Raw genomic sequence first — 19,173 nt, 5'->3', positions numbered from 1 at the left:
GGGGATGTGGAGGTCAATGCCGCGCACCGCATGGAAGGCGCCGTAGCGCTTGTGCAAGCCGGTGATTCTGACTTCGGCCATGCCTTCCCTTCCTATCCGCGAACGGCGCCGAGCGTCAGCCCGCGCACGAGATGTCGTTGAGCAAGCACTCCAAGGGCGATCGATGGCACAAGGGAGACAATGGCAAGGGCTGCGGCTTCACCATATTGTGCGCCCTGGAAGCCGATGAAGGCTCGGAAGACCGTTGGCAGCGTAAAGGCAGTTCGGCTGGTCAAAATCAGAGCGAAGAAGAACTCCGTCCAGCAGGCAATGAAGGCGAAGACAGCCGCCGCGACGATGCCTGGTGCTGCGAGCGGCACGGCAACGCGCCAGAACGCCTCCCATCTCGTGCAGCCATCGACGAGGGCCGCCTCCTCCATCGACTTCGGCATGCCGCGGAAATAGGCAAACATCATCCAAACCGACACCGGTAGCGTGAAGACCGTGTAAGCTAGGATCAGCCCGATATGGGTGTCGTACAGCCCGACGCCACGATAGATAAGGAATACCGGCAGGACGATGCCTATCGGTGGCAGGAAGCGCTGCGACAGGACCCAGAAGGACAGATGCCGGCCGCCCGTGTTGTAGCGCGCCAGACTATAAGCCATCAGCGTGCCGATCAGTGCCGAAAGCACCGTCGCCGAAAGCGAAATAATCAGGCTGTTGATAAGCCCGTCGAGACCGCGATAGGTGAACAGCGCAGCTTCGTAGTGGACAAGCGTCGGTGCGGCAGGGAACCAGACAGGCGGTACGGTGAGGTAGTCGTCGCTGGGCTTGATGGAGGTGTTGAACATCCAGTAGAGCGGCCACAGCACAAACACCAGGAAGAACCCCAGCAGCAGAATTCGGCCGATCGGCAACGACCGGCGTTTCCTGCGGCGGGCGGGCGCGACGGCGGCCATTAGACCGGTTCTACCTTCAAGAGCCGACGCACCAGCAACGTCACGATGAGCGCCGTAAAGATCAGGAACAGCCAACTTCCTGCTGTTGCTTGCGATAGATGAAACTGCGTGAAGCCGACGGTATAGAGATAATAGGAGGCCGTGTAAGTTTGTGTTCCCGGGCCACCGCCTGTCATGATGAAAATGGTATCGAACATACGGATTGCGTCGAGCAGACGGAAGGTCAGGGCCAGCAGCATCATCGGCCCGAGATGCGGGAGCGTGATCGCCCAAAAAGCCTGCCAGGCGTTGACGCCGTCAAGTTCTGCCGCCTCATAGAGATTGGGTGGGATTGCGGTCAGCCCAGCGAGCAGGATGACGAACATGAACGGCGTCCACTGCCAGACATCGGCGATGATCAGCGAGATATAGAGCCACGGGCGCTCCGTCATCCATCCTATCGTAACCTCCTGCCCCAATAGTTGCGTCAGGATATAGTTGGTCGGTCCGAAAGGCCGCTGTAAAAGCAGCGTCCAGGCCTGGCCGACGATGACCGGGCTGATGAACAGCGGCACGATCAGGATCGACATGATCACACCGCGGCCCGGAAAGCTGCGCACCATTGTCAGCGCCACCAGGAGACCGAGCACGAATTCGATAGCGACGCTGATGCCCGACAGCCATGCTGTCAGCAACAGCGACCAACGTGCTACTGGATCGAACACGACCCGCTCAAAGTTCTTCAATCCGACAAAGGCGTGGCCCGGCACCTGGAAGTCGTAGTTGATGAAAGATACCACCAGCGAGAACAGAAGCGGATAGATCGAGAGCGCCAATATCAGCAGCACCGCGGGCGCCACCAGCAGCCACTTGAAGTGACGGTCTGCCCATTGGGCAAAGGCAGACAGCCGGGGCGGTGCGCCGGCGGCCTTCAAGCGACGGATCGTGGCGGTGGGCTGCATAGGCGTATCCAAAAATCGCCGCTTAGCGGGGAGGTGTTGCGAGCCAAGCGCCCGCAACACCAATTGCTCCAGACAGCATGCCTCCCCTCAGAGGGTGACCGCCATGCCAAGTTTTTCCACCGTGTTGTCGGCAGTGGCGCCAGGCAGTTTCAAGAACTCGGTGTAGAAGCCTTTCTGCGAATCCACACCCAGTCGGTCGGTCGTCTCGTTCCACTCGGCGGCGGCCGTTTCAAGCGACGCCTTCGCATCCGCCCCAGCCCACACCGCGGTGCACATGCGGTCGATGCTCAAGAAGTAGTCCTGCGCGCCTGGCATGATCGGATCGAGCAGACCGACATTTGCCGAGTTGTTGAGGTTGGCAAGGTACTCCTTGGCACTGGGGAAGAGCGCGCCGTAGAGCTCGGACTTGAAGTGCGAGATGCGGTATGGGTCGCGTAGCGCATAGGGCAGCATGCAACGTGCCAGCGAGACGGGTGGCGAGCATACCCATTGCATGAACAGATACGCCGCCTCTGGGTTGGGCGAATCCGCGGACAGTGCCTTGTTGTAGCCGGTCGCATGTTCCGGATTTCCCGGAACGACGGCATAGCCGACCTTGCCAGCGATCTGCGACTGCGGAATGAAGTTGATTGCCGTGGCGGACTGCGAATAGTTCGCCGCCATACGGCCGCTAGGAGGCCAGGAATAGATCATCGCGACTTTGCCGGTCAGGAAAGCCGCCCACAAGGAAACGGCGTCGAGCTCGTTGTTGCCGGGGATCGAGGCCTTGTTTGCGGCGAGCATGTTTGTCAGCGTCTTGACGCCGGCATCCGACACCAAGCCGGCCTTCATGTCGTCTCCGAACAGTTTTCCGCCGTTGGCGCGGTACTGCTGCAGAAAGTCGAACTGATTGCCAGGGCTGCCCGCCTTGCGGAAATGTCCCGCGCCATAAACCTTTGGCGCCATCTGGTCGGTAATGAACTGGGCGATCTGGGCATATTCTTCCCAGGTCTTCGGCGGTCCAAGCTTGGCGTTGAACTTCGCCTGGTAAGCCTCCACCATTTTCGGATCCTCGAAGATGTCCTTGCGGTAGTAGAGAGCGAACATGTCGCCGTCGTCGAAGAACCCCCAGATCTTTCCCTTGTAGGTCGGCAGCGCCTTGTACAGGGGATGATAGTCCTCGAGGTCTGCCGGGTTCATGTATTTGGCGATGTAGTCGTCTAGAGGGGCAATGACGCCGCCATCGGCAAGCGACGGTGTCCAGGCCGGCGAGATGTCGAGAACGTCATAGGCACCCGAGCCGGCGATGTGCTCGGCGACTGCCTTGGAGTACTGGTCAGGGTTCGACAGTTCGACGACATTCGACTTCATCCCGGTAAGCTGCTCCCACATCGGCCCACTGAAATTGCGCGGATCGAGTGCCTGCAGGCCAGCCTCGTAGGTCATGTTGAGGGTGACGCCCGAATGCGCCTTGGCCGCCTCCGCCGCGCGAAAGGCGGAACCGTCCGCCGGCCCTTCCTTCGATGCTTTTAGGGCTGCGGCCTGCGCCTGGCCGAGCGGCGACGTGGCGTCCGCCAATTCCAATGTTTGCTGCGCCATCGCCCAATCCGTCATCATCCCCAGCATCGGGCCGGACACGGCCAACATGCCGGTCATCTGACCGAAGCGGGTGATGAAAGTTCGGCGGGTGGTTTCGCCGCTCATGAAGGCGTCGACCTCTGCTTCGAGACCTGCCTGAAAGTCACGTTTTTCACGATCGTTCATAGTGCTTGGTCCTCCCATTTCCATTTGCTTCACTCGTCCGCCGGCGCTGCGGTCAAGCATTTCCTCCCGTAAGGTCGCCGCAAAGGGGCCGCGGCGGCGCGCCCAAAAATCAGTGTCCTCCTAGGTTCCGAAGCGGGCGGCGAGCCCCGACAGCCTGGTCTTCCACAGCTCGCTCGAAAGAACCTCGCGATTGACCACGCCGCGCGGCTCCCGACCGCGCTGCACCTCCATTACCGCTTTGACGTCGGCGGCACCGTTGCCGGCAAAGCACTGGTCGGTCCAGCAAAGTGCGTGCGGCGCCAGGATCACATTGTCGAGTTTGAGGATCGCATCGTCTGCGTCGGGAGGCTCTTGTTCCAGCACGTCGAGACCGGCGCCGGCGATGCGGCGCTCCTGCAGCGCTTGCGTCAGCGCTTTCTGGTCGACGATCGGGCCGCGCGCGGTGTTGATCAGGTAAGCTGTCGGCTTCATCAGGGCGATCCGCTCAGCGTTGACTATGTGGTGGGTCTGAGGCGACAGGGGGCAACTGACCGACAGCACGTCGGCGCGGCGAAACAGATCCTCCAGCCCGACCAGCTCGACGCCCAGGTCGGCAGCAACCCTCTTGTCGGCAAACGGGTCATGGGCAATGAATTGCATGTCAAAGGGCTTCGCCAAGCGGAAGACCTCGGCACCGATGTTGCCGATGCCCAGTGACCCAAGCGAACGCCCGACGAGGCCGACCCCCATGTGATCGGAGCGCTTCTCGAAACCAACAGACCCTTTGCGGGTGAGCGCGTCCTTTGTCAGCAGTTTGCCGGTCAGTGCCAGCATGAAGGTGATGACGGATACGGCGACGGGGCGTCGCACGCCATCGGGCGTGATGACCAAGGCAATGCCGGCTGCGGTGCAGGCCTCAACGTCGACAGTGTCGTAGCCGACCCCGAAGCGGGCAACGACGGCCAGGCGTCCGCTCCTGGGGACACTCGTGGCATCGAAGCGATGGGCGAGGAGGATCAGCGCATCGAAATCCTCAAGTTGGTCGGCGCGAAGCGGACTGTTTGACTCCAGGAACACCATCTCGACGCCCGTCGCATTGCGCAGTGGCACCAGATCGAAATCTGGGTAGGTCGGCGAGCAGTCCGGCTTGCGGAAATCACCGGAAAGCGCCACCCTGAATTTTACGCTGTCCATCGTCTCCTCCGCTCCTATTCGCACCCGGCGCGGATCTTGGAAACCGCGTCGGCGATCGCGTCGTGCAGAATCCAAACGTCGCCTGAATAACAAATAAAATCAAAGCCTTGTGCGTAGAAGTCGTGTCCCTGCGCGACGTTGGGAACCAAGCGTCCAAGCGATTTGTTGTGCTTCTTGGCGGCGGCAACGATTTTGGCCATTGCAGCAGAGAAAGTGGGGTGGGCGAAGTCGCCAGGAATGCCGAGCGAGACGGACAGGTCGAAATGTCCGACCCACAGACAATCGACCCCGTCCAGTCCCGCGATGCCGTCAATGTTCTTGACGCCGTCGGCGGTCTCGATCAGGCAGATGAATGTCGAGCGCTTGTTGGCGGCTGAGAATTTATCAGCGACCGAGCCCGGACGGTAGCGGTCATGAGCGATCTGCAGCGCCACGCCGCGGACGCCGGCAGGGTGATATTTCATGGAATTGATGATGTGCTGCGCCTGCTCGACGGTACTCACCATCGGGGCGATCAGGCCTTCGGCCCCCATGTCCATGGCGCGGGCAAGGAAATGGTAGTCCTGCGATGGCACACGCACCATAACCGGCAGGTCGGCCGCTTCGAAATAGCGGATCGCACTCTTCACCGTTTCCAGGCTGAAGCCCGAATGCTCCATATCGAAAAAGACGAAGTCACAGCCAGCGGACTTCAGGATGTGACCTATACCCGGCGTCGCGAACTCGGCGACGAGCGTACCAAGTTTGACCCGCCTGTGAGAAGTTAACGCCCTGAGACTTGGCTCTGACATGCACTTCCTCCCGTTCGCCCAAAAGGGCCAATCCGCCTAGTTCTCGTCAATGTGTGGCCTCAAGAACGAGGTCGCAGGTCATCACCAACTTGGTCACGACGAGCGGCGCGCTCTGCGTATTGAATTCGTCGAAGTGAGCGGTGCGGCAGTGCTCCTCGAATGCGGCCTCGCTATCGTAAATCTCATAGAGCAGGACCCGGTCCGGTTCGCCGCGCGCCTCCGTCACGTCAAAGCGGCGGCAGCCGGCCTCGCTGCGCATCGACGCGGTTGCATTGGCGTCCACAAGTTCGCGGAATCTGCCCCGGGCACCCGGCTTGAGGCGGAAATCGACCCAGACCACGAAGCCCCTCATCACTTGGCACCTGCAATTTCCAGATAGCGCCTGGACACATATTCCAGATGCCTGCGCATAGCCGCTTCGGAGGCGTCTGGATCGCGCGCGGCGACGGCATCAAAGATTTCGCGATGAGCCTCATAGGCCTTGCGGTCTTCACCTTTGGCCAAAGTCGTGCGCCGCTGTTCGAGCAGCCATTCGGCCAACGCCGCGTGGATAGCTGTGAAGATTCGATTGCGGGTGATCACCGCCAGCACGTAGTGGAAGTCCACGTCGGTGCGCTCGAAGCGCGTCAGGTCCCCGATCGACTGTCGGTTGATTTCAAGCGCCTCTTTGAGACTTTCAATATCTTCTGGGGTGGCATTGATGGCGGCGTTGCGGGCAAGACCGACTTCGAAAAACAAACGCGCGCTCTGGAAGTCATGAACCCCGCCGGGGGCCGAAATCATGTGACGCGCCGGCCCCGAGAGGGCGTCGATCACGAATTGGGGCGTTGGCCGAGTGACGCGGGCGCGCTCGCCGGATTTCACCTCGACAAGGCCCATCTTGCTCAGATGCAGCAGGGCTTCGCGGATTGAAGGGCGCCCGACCCCAAACTGCCGCATGAGTTCCCGTTCGGATGGGAGCCGGTCGGCTTCGGCCAGCTCTCCCTCGCGGATCATCCGCTCAAGGTGCGCTGCAACCTCGTCCGAAAGCTTCCGCGGCTTGATCAGAACTCCGATCATTGGCATACCTGTTATACCAATACGCTATGGCCCCAGAGCGCCTCTGTCAACGATCCTTCTACCAACAGACGCTCGGGACCAAGTGAGAACGGTCATTGTTCTTCCTGTCAAACGAGTATCTATCGGCGTTCGCCCAACTGAGACGCCGCACAAAGTTGGAACGAATCTGGCGTAAAATTGGCTGGGCGCATCGACGCCGGCATCGAGGAGGCGCTCGCCCGCTTTGGCATCGATACTCGTGGCGCAGCAGACGGCTGGGGAGCGACACTCGACAGCGTATATGACGGAGCGATTGAGGCGCTGACCTCCCTTGATGCTAGCTTTGCAAAGGCACTAGCGATCATCGCCGAGGGCTGAGCATGGCAGACATCGATGCTACACAGCGCGTCATCGAACATCTTTTGACGCATTTCGCCTGACCAAAAGCGGGCGCAAGCAGTCCGGCGGCAACGGCTGTAACCGACTGTCAGGTCTCGGCAGGCATTTGAGATAGCTGCCGTTCTCCATACGATCCCCAGTTGGACGATAAGACCAAGCGTCCCAACAGCCAGAAGCGGACATCGTCAACGAGTTTAATTTACGCAGCCAGGATCGACCTCGCAGTTCGGGCCGATGCGACACCCATCCGGAACGCCATAGCTCAAAACCCCTCAAGCGCTTCAGCGCAGCGTTGCAAAAGGTCAAGCTGCGTTGCGGACCTCGGGTCTGCCGTTCGTTCTCCTCCGTCACGGCTGGTATACGGAGAACCACACGCCTTCCGTGATCCCTGACCTCTCTGGGCAGCATGATCCCGACCGCTTCCTGCAACGGAGGGCGATCATTTCCACTAAATCCAATGCTTTATGAGGAAAGCCGGTGGTACCGTTGGCTGGGATCAGTTCGCCCATCAACCAACTGTTTTTGTCACGTTTTTCCTTCCTGCGGGGTGTTGTTTGTATCACAATATGTATCACAGCAGGCAGCACAATCTCGCCGCGGATATTCCGCCGGCGACACGGACAGACGGCAACTTGCATCGGCGTACGAGGGGGCTGCGCAATTTTTTGCAGAAGCAGGAACATAGCTGCATCGCCCAAGTTAAATACCGACGGCATTGGATCACGGCTTCATTCTCGCATTTCCAGTCTGCCAGAGTGCTCCGGGATTCTTTGATGCTCGAACGAATGGGCAGGACAATGTATCGCTGTCAGCTTTTGCTATCAGCCTTTGGTCTGGTGTTGTTGACGGGTGGCCTGTTCCCACAGGGCCAAGCCATGGCACAGGCGCCCTGCCCGGCCGACCACGATAAGCTGCTCGCTGTCCTCAAGGCCAATGTGAAAGCAAGCGGCGGACCTGCCAACGGTGGCTTTGAGACCAACGAATGGGCCGCTATCGTCGCCCGCGACGGCGCCGTATGCGCGATCGCTTTCAGCGGTCCCACCGCCGATTCGCAATGGCCAGGCAGTCGCCTCGTCGCGGCAGAGAAGGCCAACACGGCCAATGGACTCAGCCTGGCGCAGATGGCCCTATCGACGGCCAATCTCTACGCGGGGGCGCAGCCGGGCGGGCCGCTTTTCGGCTTGCAGGAGACCAATCCGGTCAACCAGGCCGCGGCCTATGCGGGCGATCCCAAAACGTTCGGAAGCGCCAGCGATCCCCTCGTCGGCAAGCCGATTGGAGGCGTCGTTGTGTTTGGCGGCGGGCTTGCCCTCTATGACGGCAAGAGCATCGTCGGAGGCATCGGAGTCTCCGGAGATTCCTCATGCGCCGATCACAATGTCGCCTGGCGTGTTCGCGCGGCGCTCGGCCTCGACAAGGTTCCAGCCGGGGTCAATCCCAATCGCAAGGACGCCATCGTCTACGATCTCGATCCCGGGGGCAAAAGCGCATCGGGCTGGGGCCATCCGCTTTGTGCCGGCACCGAGGCTGACATCGCGGCGGAGCTAGGCGCCGGCGTGGGAGGCTCGATCCACAAATGAAAGGCATGCTGCACCCGGCACCGGCGCGCGTTGACGCAGGACGAGGCGCCCGCGCATTGGCGATCTGGAATTCTTTTCGCACCTGCATATTCTCGGTGATGCTGCTGGCATGCGGCCCATTCCTGAGTGGTGCCTCGGAGCCCCCATCGGCAGCGGCTATTGCGCCGCCCGCCGCCGCAGCGCCACCCGACGACGGGCAATGGACGATGCCAGCCAAGAACTACGCGTCGACCCGCTTCAGCGACCTGACCGAGATCAACGAAGGCAATGTCAAGAACCTGCAGGTCGCCTTTACCTTCTCGACCGGCGTGAACAAGGGCCAGGAAGCAGCGCCGCTGGTTGTCGGCAACATCATGTACATCGTCACGCCCTTTCCCAACATCGTCTACGCGCTCGACCTTTCCAGGCCCGGCGCGCCGATGAAGTGGAAGTACGAGCCCAACCCCGAGCCGGCGGCACAAGGGGTGGCCTGCTGCGATGTCGTCAACCGCGGCGCGGCCTTCGCCGACGGGCGCATCTTCTTCAACACGCTGGACGGCCACACGATCGCGCTCGATGCCGATACGGGCAAGCCGATCTGGAACGCTCATATCGGCAACATCAACATCGGCGAGACAATCACCATGGCGCCGCTGGTGGTGAAGGGAAAAGTTCTGGTCGGCAATTCCGGCGGCGAAATGGGCGTCCGCGGCTGGGTGAAGGCGCTGGATGCCGGAAACGGGCATGTTGTCTGGACGGCTTATGGCACTGGACCCGACAAGGATGTGCTGATCGGCCCGGACTTCAAGCCCCACTATGACATGGACAAGGGCACAGACCTTGGCGTGACGACATGGCCGCCGGAAGCCTGGAAGATCGGCGGCGGCAATATGTGGGGCTGGATCTCCTACGATCCGGACTTGAACTTGATCTTCCACGGCACAGGCAATCCAGGACCGTGGAATCCGGATTTGCGGCCCGGCGACAACAAATGGACGTCCGGTATTTTCGCGCGTGATCCCGATACCGGAGCGGCGAAGTGGTTCTACCAGTGGAGCCCGCATGACCTCCATGACTATGACGGCATCAACGAGCAGATCCTTCTGGACATGACCTGGCAAGGCAAGCCGCGCAAGGTCCTGGTCCGACCGGAACGCAATGGCTACCTCTATATCCTCGATCGAACCACTGGCGAAGTGCTGTCTGCCACAGCCTATGGCCCGGTCAATTCCAGCAAGGGTGTCGATTTGAAGACCGGCCGGCTGATTGCAAACCCCGACAAGAGAACCGGCACCGGCAAGGTGGTCCGAGATATTTGCCCGACAGCGTCCGGCCTCAAGGACTGGCAACCATCGGCCTTTTCGCCGAAGACCGGCCTGCTCTACATCCCCCACAACAATCTCTGCATGGACGAAGAAGGCGTCGAGGTAAACTACATCGCAGGCACACCCTATGTCGGCATGAACGTACGCATGATCCCCGGGCCGGGGGGCAATCGGGGTGCCTTTACCGCTTGGGATGTTGCCGCGGCCAAGCCGGCCTGGGTCCTGAAAGAAAACTTCCCGGTGTGGAGTGGCACCGTCGTCACTGCCGGCGATGTCGTCTTTTACGGCACCATGGAAGGCTGGTTCAAGGCCGTCAGCGCCAGGACTGGCGATCTGCTTTGGCAGTTCAAGACATCGTCCGGCATCATCGGCCAGCCGATCACCTATCGCGGCCCCGATGGGCACCAATATGTCGCAATTCTGTCGGGCGTCGGTGGCTGGGCCGGCGCCATCGTTTCGGGCGACCTCGACCCACGCGATGCCACCGCGGCACTTGGCTTCGTCAACGCGATGAAGGATCTGAAGAACGCTACCACGGCGGGAGGCACGCTTTATGTGTTCCGGCTTCCTTGATGGATTGGACTTGACCGTCCGTCCGACGCGCAAGGCGTTCCAACGGGTGGCGATCGGCATGGCCGGGCTCGCCTTATTGCTCTTGCCGGCTATTGCCAATGCACGTGAGTTGAGAGTGTGCGCCGACCCGAACAACATGCCGTTTTCCAACGCGGCCGGTCAAGGCTTCGAGAACAGGATCGCGGAAATTATCGCCACTGATCTCGGCGCCAAGCTGACGTATACTTGGTGGGCGCAGCGCCGTGGCTTCATCCGCAACACGCTGAAGGCAGGTCTTTGCGATCTCGTGCCCGGCACGCCTGCCAATCTCGAAATGCTGCGCACCACCACGCCTTACTACCGTTCGTCCTATGTCTTCGTGACCCGCCAGGACGGCCCGGACGTGGCCTCATTCAACGACCCGCGGTTGCGAGAATTGCGCATCGGTGTTCAGCTCATCGGCGACGATGGCGCCAACTCGCCGCCTGTCCAAGCGCTTGGCCGCCGCGGCATCGTCGGACATCTGATCGGCTATCCCGTCTATGGCGACTACTCCGCTCCCAACCCTCCGGCGCGCATCGTCGAAGCTGTCGCGAACGGTGAGATTGATCTTGCCGTGGTCTGGGGTCCGCTCGCCGGCTATTTCGCCCAGAGGCAAAAGGTGTCGCTCCGGATCACGCCGGTCACGCCTCGCATCGACGGACCGCAACTGCCGCTGATGTACGACATCTCAATGGGTGTTCGGCGCGAGGACGATGCGCTGCATGGCGATGTGAATAGCGCGCTTGCCAGACACAAGGCGGAGATCGACGCGGTTCTGGCGCAATACGGCGTACCGCGTCTGGACATGGCCGGGAGTCCGGCGCGATGAGGCAGGCTCTGGCGATGTTGCTGCCCTTGACGCTGGCCCTGGTCGCCTGCCAGCGTGAGGAGCGCGATACCCGGCCACAATCGGCGCTCGGCTCAGGCGAACAGCCGACACCGGTGACCGCGCTTGAGCCCGGCGGCCAGCGGCCTTCCGCCAGTGACAACAAGGCGGCGAGCTTCGAGGCGAACGCCTTTCACCTTAGCGAGGGCAAGCGCCTGTTCGGCTGGTTCAACTGCTCGGGCTGTCACGCCAATGGCGGTGGCGGCATGGGCCCGGCGCTGATGGACGAAAAGTGGCTCTACGGCAGCTCGATCGAAAGCATCCATGCCACGATCCGCGACGGGCGACCAAACGGGATGCCGAGCTTCCGCCAGAAGATACCCGACGACCAAATCTGGGAACTTGCGGCCTTCGTACGCGCACTGAGCGGCAACGCGCCCTCCTCCGCCGCGCCGCAGCGCAACGACGATATGATGGTGCACCCGTCTGAAAACCGCCTGCCGGATGCCGCGACGCTGGGAAAGTCGCCGTGAAACGGCTCGCCTTCATGGCGCTTGCCCCCTTGTGTGTCCTGCTTCTGCAGGGATGCGCAGGCTGGCAGTCGGCGCTGGACCCGAAAGGCCCCGCGGCCGGCGAGTTGGCCTGGCTGATCTGGTTCTTCACCGCGCTTTGCGCGGTTGTGTGGGTGCTGGTGATGATCGCGCTCGCAGCACCGCTGGTCATGCGATCGCGTCCCGGCGATGAGCCGCTCTTACTCGACGAAGGGGCCGAACGCCGCAAGATGCGCGTGGTTGTCACCGCTGTTGGGCTGACCGCCATAATCCTGATCGGACTTACGCTGCTGAGCTTTTTCGCCAACAGGACGCTTGCCGCCATTGGCTCGGACGCCGCGCTGACAATCAGGGTAACCGGGCATCAGTGGTGGTGGGAGGTGCGTTACGAGAATGCTACGCCGAGCCGCATCCTGACGACGGCGAATGAGGTCCACATCCCCGCCGGCGAGCCGGTGAGGCTTCTTTTGACCTCGACGGATGTGATCCATTCGTTCTGGATTCCAAGCTTGGCCGGTAAGCTCGACCTTATACCGGGTCACATGAACGTGCTGGACATCAAGGCGGACAAGCCGGGCGTCTACCGTGGTCAATGCGCTGAATTCTGCGGCGCGCAGCATGCCAATATGGGCACCTTCATCATCGCTGAGCCGCGTCCGAAATTCGATGCCTGGCTGAACGACCAGTTGCAGCCGGCCGGCGCGCCGGCGAGCGGCGAAGCCAAGGCCGGCGCGGACCTGTTCCTCAAACGCCCCTGCGTGATGTGCCACAGGATCGGGGGAACGCCGGCCGGCGGAACGGTGGCTCCCGACCTCACCCACATCGCCAGCCGGAAAACATTGGCGGCCGGAACGCTGACGATGAGCCGCGGCAATCTCGCCGCCTGGATAGCCGACCCGCAAGGCATCAAACCGGGTTCCCACATGCCAGTGGCAGATCTCAACGGCGACGAGCTCAACGCAATCGTCGCTTATCTCGAGGGGCTGAAATGAGCAGCGCCGATGTCACAGGCGACCGCCACATCCCGGAACCAGACCCCGCCAAGGGCGACCTTGCTCCCGAACGTGACGGCCCCCGCGATACGGGCATGGATGATGCCAGCCTGCATCGCTGGCTCGAGCGCACCTGGCGGACGCCGTCCGGCATCGTCGGAGCGCTCTCGAGCGTCGATCACAAGGTAATCGCACGACGCTATTTGATCACCGCTTTCGTCTTCCTTGGTCTTGGCGGTCTCAACGCTGTCGCCATGCGTATCCAGCTTTCGGGACCGCAACGCGGCCTGATCGGGCCCGACCTCTACAACCAGCTGTTCACCATGCATGGCGTTACGATGATGTTTCTGTTCGCCGTGCCCATCGTGCAGGCGACCGGGATCTACCTGGTGCCGCTGATGGTGGGCACCCGCAACATCGCGTTTCCGCGCCTGAACGCGTTCAGCTATTGGATCTACGTCTCGGGCGGCGCTTTCGCCTGGGTGTCCTTTGCCCTCAACATGGCTCCTGATGTGGGCTGGTTCGCTTACGTGCCGCTGTCCGGCCCCGAATTCGCACCGGGCAAGCGCGCCGATGTCTGGGCGCAGATGATCACCTATACCGAAGTGTCGTCATTGGCCGTCGCGGTTGCGACCATCGTCACCGTGTTCAAGCAGCGAGCCCCCGGCATGTCGCTGGACAAGATCCCACTCTATGTCTGGGCGATGCTGGTCACTTCCTTCGTCGTCGTCTTCGCGATGCCGGCGGTGATGATCACCTCGACTTTCCTGATCCTTGACCGCCTGGTCGGCACGCACATCTTCAACCCGGCGGAAGGTGGGGATGCTCTGCTGTTCCAACATCTCTTCTGGTTCTTCGGCCATCCGGAAGTTTACATCATCTTCTTGCCGGCGACGGGCATGGTCTCTTCGATCATCCCGGCTTTCGCCAGGCGACCGACATTCGGCCATCTCGGGCTTGTCCTGTCACTCTTCGCTGTCGGCCTCCTGTCGTTCGGGCTCTGGGTCCATCACATGTTCGCCACCGGATTGCCGAAGCTCGGCGCAAGCTTCTTCACCGCGTCCAGCATGATGATCGCCATTCCGAACGGCGTGCAGATCTTCTGCTGGCTGGCAACATTATGGGATGGCAGACCGGTGATCCGGACCCCGCTGCTGTTTGTCTTCGGCTTCTTCTTCATCTTCGTCATCGGCGGGCTAACCGGCGTCATGCTCGCCTCGGTGCCACTGGATCTTCAGGTGCACGACACCTATTTCGTCGTCGCGCACTTCCATTACGTGCTGATCGGCGGCTCGGTGTTCCCGCTGCTTGGCGCGGCTTATTTCTGGTTCCCGAAGATCACCGGCCGCATGATGAGCGAACGCCTTGGGCGGTGCCATTTCTGGCTGGCCTTCATCGGGTTCAATGCGGCCTTTTTCCCGATGCATCTCGTCGGCCTATGGGGCATGCCACGACGGGTCTACACCTATCCGGCCGAGCTTGGCTGGGGCAACATCAACCTTTTCATCTCGGCAGGGGCGCTGCTCTTCTTCCTGAGCTTTGTCCTGTTCACTTTCAATCTTGTGCATGGCGCGTTGAAAGGCACCTCGGCCGGCAACAATCCGTGGGACGCAGGAACCTTGGAGTGGGCAACATCCTCGCCGCCGCCGAGCTATAATTTCGCACGCATTCCCATCGTCACCCATATCGAGCCGCTCTGGGCCGAGCGCGAGACGCTCCCTGTAGCGACCGGGCTCCGCGTCGATGCGCGCGAGCTCCTCATCTCCACCGTGGCGGAAGCTCATCCCGACATTCGTGAGAAATCGGCCACACCGTCGATCTGGCCTCTTTTCGCGGCGCTCGCCGTCGGTGGTACGTTTCTCTATTCGATTTTTACGCCTTGGGCCATCGTCTGGGGCGCCGCGCCGATCGCCATCACGTTGATCGGTTGGTTCTGGCCGAAGGGCGATCCGGAGGACCAGGAATGAAGCATCGAGTTGCCGCCGATCTTTCAGGACTGCCGACCTTCGGGCATGGTCCGCATAGCCCGACCTGGTGGGGCACGCTGGGCTTCATGGCGCTCGAAGGCACCGGTTTCGCGCTGGCGGCGGGCGCGTATCTCTACCTTGCGCTGTCATGGCCAGCATGGCGGCTTAGCGCACCGCAGCCGAACCATTGGCCCGGAACGATCGTGATGATTTTGTTTGTCGTCAGCCTTGTGCCCAACCACGTCCTCCACCGCCACGCCAAGCAATGCTCCATGATTCCGGTGCGGATCGGCCTGGTGGTCATGTCGCTGCTCGGCATCGCTCCGCTCGTCGTGCGCTGGTTCGAATTCCCCGCCCTCAACATCTATTGGGACACTAACGCCTATGGATCGATGCTTTGGGTGCTGCTTGGCCTGCACACCACGCACCTCATAACAGATGTCGGCGACACCATCGTGCTGACAGTGCTGATGTTCACGCGCCACGGCTATAGCGGCCGGCGCTTCGGCGATGTCGGCGACAATGTCTTCTACTGGGATTTCGTGGTCCTGACCTGGATTCCGATCTACGTGCTCATCTATTGGGCGCCGAGGCTAGGCTGAGATGCGAGCGTTGCGGTTGGGAACGTCTTGGGGTGGTCTTCTGTCAGGTCCGCTGGCCTGGGCGGTCTCGACACAGCTGAATTATGCGCTGGTGCCTTGGCAATGCAACCGCCAGGTGCCGGTCGTGCTTCCCGTGGCGCTGCTGCTCGTCTTGTTGTCGCTGCTCGGCGGGGCGCTGTCGTGGCGGGCGAAGCGGCGAGGCGGTGCCGGATTCAAACCGGAGCGTACGCGCGGCACAGAGCGCTTCGTCGCCAATCTCGGGATGTTGTCGGCGTTGCTGTTTGCGCTTGTGATCCTCATGCAAGGCAGCGCGGCGCTGATCCTGGATGAGTGCCTGCGATGAACCTGGACGCGCTGTTCCCTACTTCCATCTGCTACGGCGCCGGCGCGCCCGGGGCCGGGTGGACGTTCGCGCTGCCCATCACCCTGCCACTCGCCGTGCTTGCCTTGATATATGTCGTTGGCGCGAGCCGGCTTTGGCGGCGCAGCAGCCGCGGCAGGACGTTGCGGCTGCGCCAGGCTCTGCTGTTCACGGCCGGATGGGGCGTGTTGACAGCCGCATTGGTCAGCCCGATTCATATGCTCGGCGAGCAGGTCTTTGCGGCGCATATGATCGAGCATGAACTGCTGATGGCCGTGGCGGCGCCGCTGTTGGTCTCTGCCTGCCCGGCTGCGGCCTTGATGTGGGGCCTACCCATCCGGTTCCGGCGCATTCTGGGAATTGCAGGACACGCCAATTGGCTGAGGATGGTCTGGGCCTTCGCAACGCGGCCGATCAGCGCGACCATTATCCACGGCATTGCTATATGGATCTGGCACATTCCGGTGTTGTTCGAGGCCGCGCTCGAACGCGGCGTGCTGCACTATGCACAGCACGCGAGCTTCTTCGGAACAGGGCTGCTGTTCTGGTGGGTCCTCTTGCCGCGTCCCGGCCGCCAGCATGCCTATGGGAGCGCAGTGATGCACCTCTTTGTCACCTCGCTGCATACCGGGCTGCTCGGCGTCCTCCTGTTGCTCTCGCCGCGCCTCTGGTACCCGGAGAACGCCGTGGGAGCGGCACTGTGGAATTTGAGCCCCCTGGAGGACCAGCAACTTGCCGGGCTGGTGATGTGGGTTCCGGCTGGATTGATATATGGCGGCGCAGCGCTGCTGCTGGCCGCGTTGTGGATCAAGGCGAGCGGAAGGAGGGAGGCGGCGCATGCGTACGAGCTTGTCTAAACTGCTTGCCGCCGTCATCGCCGCGCTGGTGCTGCTCGTCGCGGCCGTGGCCGGAATGACTTGGTGGTCCGATCGGGCCGCGCGCGTCCGCCACGAGGCGGAGGCGGCCACGGGCGGTGACACTGCGAGGGCCTTGCCGATCATGACTGCGAATGGCTGTTCCGGCTGCCATACGATAACGGGCGTGCCGGGCGCGCAAGGGCAGGTGGGTCCTCGCCTGGATGCCAGTCTTGCTGGCCGCGTCTTTATCGGCGGCGGGCTGGCCAACAATCCAGAGAACCTGATCCGCTGGATACGATCGGCCAGGGAAATCGATCCGCACACGGCCATGCCATCGACACGGATCACGGAGCAGCAGGCGCGCGATATCGCGGCCTACCTCTACGCTCTGAAATGACTCGAGCGGTTCACCGTTCGACGGACAACGCCGACCCCTTTCTGGAAGAGACCGACTATCGTTGATCTATGATTACCAAGCTAGGTTTGGCGCTGAGACGGATCGGAAATCCGTTCCCGCACGGCACGCTCGGTCTTGTCTGCTGTGGACTTCACAATCTCGCCGAGCTGATCGGCCATCGTGCCTGCTTCCATATGTTGCCGGCCAGCTTCCTGCTTAATGGTCTCATAGGCGTCAGCGGCGACCTGCTTGGCCTCATCGAGACCCATGTCGAGCATGGTTTCGGCGGTGTCGCGAAGCTTGTCCCCATAGGCGCCTAGTTGCTCATCCTCCGTTGCCGTATGGGGCAGCATTGCACCTATAGCGGCACCGATGGCGAGACCGACGGCCGCTACGGCCAAGGGTTGGTCCTCCAACAGATATTGGGCGGAGCGGCTGGCTTTCGCCATGTCACCAGTCGTCGAGCTTGCATTGGCAGCGCTTCCCGTCAGACCCGCCGCAGCGGCTCTTGCGGTGCTCGATATGGTATCGCCGACGCTGGTAGCGCTCGATGAGAGCGATTCCGCGGCATCGGAGAGCGTGCCGCTGAAGCCGCCGCGCTCACCTTCATCATGTCGTGCCGGCGCTGAAGGCAATGGGTAACCAGCGGGACCGTGGGCCGTGTTTGATGTGCCGCTGCCGAACATCAGCCAAGCCAGACCCGCGCCCACCATGGTGACCGGCAAAGGATTGTCTCGGACCTGCGTTCTGAGATTGCTGAGCATGGCCGAGCTCTCCCCTCCCGAGAACAGCCCGGTGAACTCATCCAGCAATTGTCCCGGCGTCATCTTGCCTCGAATGGATTCGGCGGTCTCCATCACCCGGGCGCGAGCCGCCTCGGCCTCGCGTTCAAGTTCGGCTGCGGATTTCTCTTTCATCTCACCTGTTCCTTGATCACGCTCGCGTCGCGCTTGAGCTGTTCCTGGGTCCGGTCGGGGGTAAGTTCCGAAGGCGCCATGCTGGCCATCCCGGTCCGCAGCAGGATGACGCCGAGGACCGCCACGACCACACCGACCAGCAGAGAAGACCACCCCGCGCCAAGCCCTGCCCGCGTCAGTGCGATAACGAGTGCCTGCAGCAACACCAATAGCGCGGCGAGAAGGCAAATCGCGCCGCCCAGCACTTCCGCGGCACCTGCTCCGGCTTTGGTAAGCTTTTCAGAGAGCTCGGCCCGAAACAGCCTCGCCTCGGTCTGCACCAGAGTGGTGACATTCTGGGCCAAGTCGGTGATCAGTCCGGCAAGGCTGGGATTGTTCTGGGTGTTCATCTCTCCTGCTCCGCCTTCTGCATAGTCCCGTCATCGCCGACGAGGCCAAAATCCTGCGAATGATCAGCGGACCAACCCTGTGGCTGATCGGTGTGTGATTTGAGGTCTCCCAGAGCAGCCTGAGATTCCGGCCTTGCCGGCGGAGAAGCCTTGATGAACCGCCCGAGCGCCAAACCGGCCAACACGGATCCCGCAAGCAGGACACCGGGATTTTGCCGGCCAAAGGACTGCACCTCCTCAAGGACCTGGCCGAACGGTTTCTGTTTCAAGGACGATGAAAGCCGCTCAAGCCCACCGGCAGCATCCAAAGCGAACTTCGATGCGTTCCTTTCATCGTTGTTGGCCAGGTGATCGCTGGCCGCGCGCAGTGCACCGCCCAACGCCGCCAGGCTCGATCCGATGTCGCGTTGCGCCTCCTCCGCCTTGTCGGCGATGACCTCCCTGGCTTCAGATGCATAGTCGCCAGCCTTGCGGGTCACCGCATCACGCGCGTCGTGAAGCAACTCGCTGGCACGTTCCTCTTCCTGGCGAAGCCTGTCGGAAACTTCGCTTTTCGTCTTGTCGAAATCGGTGGGCTGTCCGCCCTGATCGTTCTCATGCTGCATGGGCCACCTAGTGAAAACCGAAGAAGGAGAGGACCGCGAGCACGACAACGATAAGGCCGATAAGATAGATGACACTGTTCATGTGCACGTCCTCCGTGGCTGCCCAACTTCGAGGAACCTGCGATGTTCCCTTAGGTGAAAGCATTTATGATCAGGCTGAAACGGAGAGCTCGTCAGGCACGCAACAGTCGCCAATGAGTTGCGC

General features: G+C 61.6%; 21 protein-coding genes. 11 read left to right on the top strand and 10 right to left on the bottom strand.

The window, feature by feature from the left end; all coding sequences use genetic code 11:
* Positions 1–92 precede the first annotated feature (92 nt).
* The 7 genes from NKI99_RS31415 to nanR all read right to left on the bottom strand — a co-directional run bounded on the left by NKI99_RS31415 (position 93) and on the right by nanR (position 6,648).
* Positions 93–941: a carbohydrate ABC transporter permease gene (locus tag NKI99_RS31415; protein WP_031213481.1), complete on the bottom strand. Its 849-nt coding sequence runs from the start codon at positions 939–941 to the stop codon at positions 93–95.
* A complete protein-coding gene (locus NKI99_RS31410; protein WP_245273236.1) occupies positions 941–1,942 on the bottom strand; it encodes a carbohydrate ABC transporter permease in 1,002 nt (333 codons plus the stop codon). The genes NKI99_RS31415 and NKI99_RS31410 overlap by 1 nt, the downstream gene beginning before the upstream one ends.
* A 27-nt stretch (positions 1,943–1,969) precedes the next feature.
* Complete coding sequence (locus NKI99_RS31405; RefSeq protein ID WP_127296120.1) at positions 1,970–3,625, bottom strand: extracellular solute-binding protein; 1,656 nt, start codon at positions 3,623–3,625, stop codon at positions 1,970–1,972.
* A gap of 120 nt (positions 3,626–3,745) precedes the next feature.
* A complete protein-coding gene (locus tag NKI99_RS31400; protein ID WP_352613357.1) occupies positions 3,746–4,798 on the bottom strand; it encodes an NAD(P)-dependent oxidoreductase in 1,053 nt (350 codons plus the stop codon).
* A gap of 14 nt (positions 4,799–4,812) precedes the next feature.
* Positions 4,813–5,589 (bottom strand): HpcH/HpaI aldolase family protein, encoded by a 777-nt coding sequence (locus NKI99_RS31395; protein ID WP_352613355.1) that lies wholly within the window; start codon positions 5,587–5,589, stop codon positions 4,813–4,815.
* Between the two features lie 46 nt (positions 5,590–5,635).
* Complete coding sequence (locus NKI99_RS31390; RefSeq protein ID WP_023811937.1) at positions 5,636–5,941, bottom strand: putative quinol monooxygenase; 306 nt, start codon at positions 5,939–5,941, stop codon at positions 5,636–5,638.
* Positions 5,941–6,648, bottom strand: coding sequence for a transcriptional regulator NanR (gene nanR, locus NKI99_RS31385; RefSeq protein WP_023811936.1), 708 nt, complete (start codon positions 6,646–6,648; stop codon positions 5,941–5,943). The genes NKI99_RS31390 and nanR overlap by 1 nt, the downstream gene beginning before the upstream one ends.
* Before the next feature lie 177 nt (positions 6,649–6,825).
* Between nanR and NKI99_RS31380 the strand changes: the two genes are divergently transcribed.
* The 11 genes from NKI99_RS31380 to NKI99_RS31330 all read left to right on the top strand — a co-directional run bounded on the left by NKI99_RS31380 (position 6,826) and on the right by NKI99_RS31330 (position 17,057).
* Entirely contained in the window at positions 6,826–7,005 is a 180-nt protein-coding gene (locus NKI99_RS31380) for a hypothetical protein (protein WP_128304509.1), read from the top strand.
* 794 nt (positions 7,006–7,799) lie between these two features.
* Positions 7,800–8,606 carry a heme-binding protein gene (locus NKI99_RS31375; protein ID WP_164892965.1) on the top strand — a complete coding sequence of 269 codons (807 nt, stop codon included), beginning with the start codon at positions 7,800–7,802 and terminating at the stop codon, positions 8,604–8,606.
* Positions 8,603–10,483 carry a methanol/ethanol family PQQ-dependent dehydrogenase gene (locus NKI99_RS31370; RefSeq protein ID WP_352552135.1) on the top strand — a complete coding sequence of 627 codons (1,881 nt, stop codon included), beginning with the start codon at positions 8,603–8,605 and terminating at the stop codon, positions 10,481–10,483. The genes NKI99_RS31375 and NKI99_RS31370 overlap by 4 nt, the downstream gene beginning before the upstream one ends.
* Entirely contained in the window at positions 10,464–11,333 is an 870-nt protein-coding gene (locus NKI99_RS31365; protein WP_352613352.1) for a substrate-binding domain-containing protein, read from the top strand. Before NKI99_RS31370 ends, NKI99_RS31365 begins: the two co-directional genes overlap by 20 nt.
* Positions 11,330–11,863, top strand: a complete 534-nt coding sequence (locus tag NKI99_RS31360) for a c-type cytochrome (RefSeq protein WP_128304512.1) — start codon at positions 11,330–11,332, stop codon at positions 11,861–11,863. The genes NKI99_RS31365 and NKI99_RS31360 overlap by 4 nt, the downstream gene beginning before the upstream one ends.
* Before the next feature lie 14 nt (positions 11,864–11,877).
* The gene (coxB, locus tag NKI99_RS31355; protein ID WP_352613359.1) at positions 11,878–12,873 is read left to right on the top strand and encodes a cytochrome c oxidase subunit II; all 996 of its coding nucleotides are present in this window, start codon (positions 11,878–11,880) and stop codon (positions 12,871–12,873) included.
* Complete coding sequence (ctaD, locus tag NKI99_RS31350; RefSeq protein WP_352442888.1) at positions 12,870–14,840, top strand: cytochrome c oxidase subunit I; 1,971 nt, start codon at positions 12,870–12,872, stop codon at positions 14,838–14,840. Before coxB ends, ctaD begins: the two co-directional genes overlap by 4 nt.
* Positions 14,837–15,442, top strand: a complete 606-nt coding sequence (locus tag NKI99_RS31345; protein WP_128305816.1) for a cytochrome c oxidase subunit 3 — start codon at positions 14,837–14,839, stop codon at positions 15,440–15,442. The genes ctaD and NKI99_RS31345 overlap by 4 nt, the downstream gene beginning before the upstream one ends.
* Positions 15,443–15,575: 133 nt before the next feature.
* A complete protein-coding gene (locus NKI99_RS31340; RefSeq protein WP_352442890.1) occupies positions 15,576–15,785 on the top strand; it encodes a hypothetical protein in 210 nt (69 codons plus the stop codon).
* Positions 15,782–16,660, top strand: a complete 879-nt coding sequence (locus NKI99_RS31335) for a cytochrome c oxidase assembly protein (RefSeq protein ID WP_023811926.1) — start codon at positions 15,782–15,784, stop codon at positions 16,658–16,660. The genes NKI99_RS31340 and NKI99_RS31335 overlap by 4 nt, the downstream gene beginning before the upstream one ends.
* Positions 16,641–17,057 (top strand): c-type cytochrome, encoded by a 417-nt coding sequence (locus tag NKI99_RS31330; RefSeq protein WP_023811925.1) that lies wholly within the window; start codon positions 16,641–16,643, stop codon positions 17,055–17,057. The genes NKI99_RS31335 and NKI99_RS31330 overlap by 20 nt, the downstream gene beginning before the upstream one ends.
* Before the next feature lie 80 nt (positions 17,058–17,137).
* Here NKI99_RS31330 and NKI99_RS31325 read toward each other — a convergent pair whose 3' ends face one another.
* Genes NKI99_RS31325 through NKI99_RS31315 form a run of 3 tightly spaced genes read right to left on the bottom strand, consistent with a single transcriptional unit; the run spans position 17,138 to position 18,968 of the window.
* Positions 17,138–17,974: a hypothetical protein gene (locus NKI99_RS31325; protein ID WP_352613349.1), complete on the bottom strand. Its 837-nt coding sequence runs from the start codon at positions 17,972–17,974 to the stop codon at positions 17,138–17,140.
* On the bottom strand, positions 17,971–18,363 hold the full coding sequence (locus NKI99_RS31320) for a phage holin family protein (protein ID WP_352613347.1): 393 nt from the start codon (positions 18,361–18,363) through the stop codon (positions 17,971–17,973). Before NKI99_RS31320 ends, NKI99_RS31325 begins: the two co-directional genes overlap by 4 nt.
* Positions 18,360–18,968, bottom strand: coding sequence for a hypothetical protein (locus NKI99_RS31315; protein WP_352613346.1), 609 nt, complete (start codon positions 18,966–18,968; stop codon positions 18,360–18,362). The genes NKI99_RS31320 and NKI99_RS31315 overlap by 4 nt, the downstream gene beginning before the upstream one ends.
* Positions 18,969–19,173: the final 205 nt, after the last annotated feature.

It is taken from the genome of Mesorhizobium sp. M0239, from assembly GCF_040321815.1.
Taxonomy (GTDB): domain Bacteria; phylum Pseudomonadota; class Alphaproteobacteria; order Rhizobiales; family Rhizobiaceae; genus Mesorhizobium.
The sequence above is the reverse complement of the archived record's forward strand: the minus strand, read 5'-3'. Positions and strand labels throughout refer to the sequence as shown.

Excerpts from the sequence above, each read along its gene's own strand:
- NKI99_RS31320 (WP_352613347.1), bottom strand. The coding sequence starts at position 18,363 with ATGAACACCCAGAACAATCCCAGCCTTGCCGGACTGATCACCGACTTG.
- NKI99_RS31375 (WP_164892965.1), top strand. The coding sequence starts at position 7,800 with ATGCTCGAACGAATGGGCAGGACAATGTATCGCTGTCAGCTTTTGCTA.
- NKI99_RS31390 (WP_023811937.1), bottom strand. The coding sequence starts at position 5,941 with ATGAGGGGCTTCGTGGTCTGGGTCGATTTCCGCCTCAAGCCGGGTGCC.
- nanR (WP_023811936.1), bottom strand. The coding sequence starts at position 6,648 with ATGATCGGAGTTCTGATCAAGCCGCGGAAGCTTTCGGACGAGGTTGCA.
- NKI99_RS31360 (WP_128304512.1), top strand. The coding sequence starts at position 11,330 with ATGAGGCAGGCTCTGGCGATGTTGCTGCCCTTGACGCTGGCCCTGGTC.
- coxB (WP_352613359.1), top strand. The coding sequence starts at position 11,878 with ATGGCGCTTGCCCCCTTGTGTGTCCTGCTTCTGCAGGGATGCGCAGGC.
- NKI99_RS31415 (WP_031213481.1), bottom strand. The coding sequence starts at position 941 with ATGGCCGCCGTCGCGCCCGCCCGCCGCAGGAAACGCCGGTCGTTGCCG.
- NKI99_RS31330 (WP_023811925.1), top strand. The coding sequence starts at position 16,641 with ATGCGTACGAGCTTGTCTAAACTGCTTGCCGCCGTCATCGCCGCGCTG.
- ctaD (WP_352442888.1), top strand. The coding sequence starts at position 12,870 with ATGAGCAGCGCCGATGTCACAGGCGACCGCCACATCCCGGAACCAGAC.
- NKI99_RS31365 (WP_352613352.1), top strand. The coding sequence starts at position 10,464 with ATGTGTTCCGGCTTCCTTGATGGATTGGACTTGACCGTCCGTCCGACG.
- NKI99_RS31395 (WP_352613355.1), bottom strand. The coding sequence starts at position 5,589 with ATGTCAGAGCCAAGTCTCAGGGCGTTAACTTCTCACAGGCGGGTCAAA.
- NKI99_RS31325 (WP_352613349.1), bottom strand. The coding sequence starts at position 17,974 with ATGAAAGAGAAATCCGCAGCCGAACTTGAACGCGAGGCCGAGGCGGCT.
- NKI99_RS31400 (WP_352613357.1), bottom strand. The coding sequence starts at position 4,798 with ATGGACAGCGTAAAATTCAGGGTGGCGCTTTCCGGTGATTTCCGCAAG.
- NKI99_RS31370 (WP_352552135.1), top strand. The coding sequence starts at position 8,603 with ATGAAAGGCATGCTGCACCCGGCACCGGCGCGCGTTGACGCAGGACGA.
- NKI99_RS31335 (WP_023811926.1), top strand. The coding sequence starts at position 15,782 with ATGAACCTGGACGCGCTGTTCCCTACTTCCATCTGCTACGGCGCCGGC.
- NKI99_RS31405 (WP_127296120.1), bottom strand. The coding sequence starts at position 3,625 with ATGAACGATCGTGAAAAACGTGACTTTCAGGCAGGTCTCGAAGCAGAG.
- NKI99_RS31315 (WP_352613346.1), bottom strand. The coding sequence starts at position 18,968 with ATGCAGCATGAGAACGATCAGGGCGGACAGCCCACCGATTTCGACAAG.
- NKI99_RS31345 (WP_128305816.1), top strand. The coding sequence starts at position 14,837 with ATGAAGCATCGAGTTGCCGCCGATCTTTCAGGACTGCCGACCTTCGGG.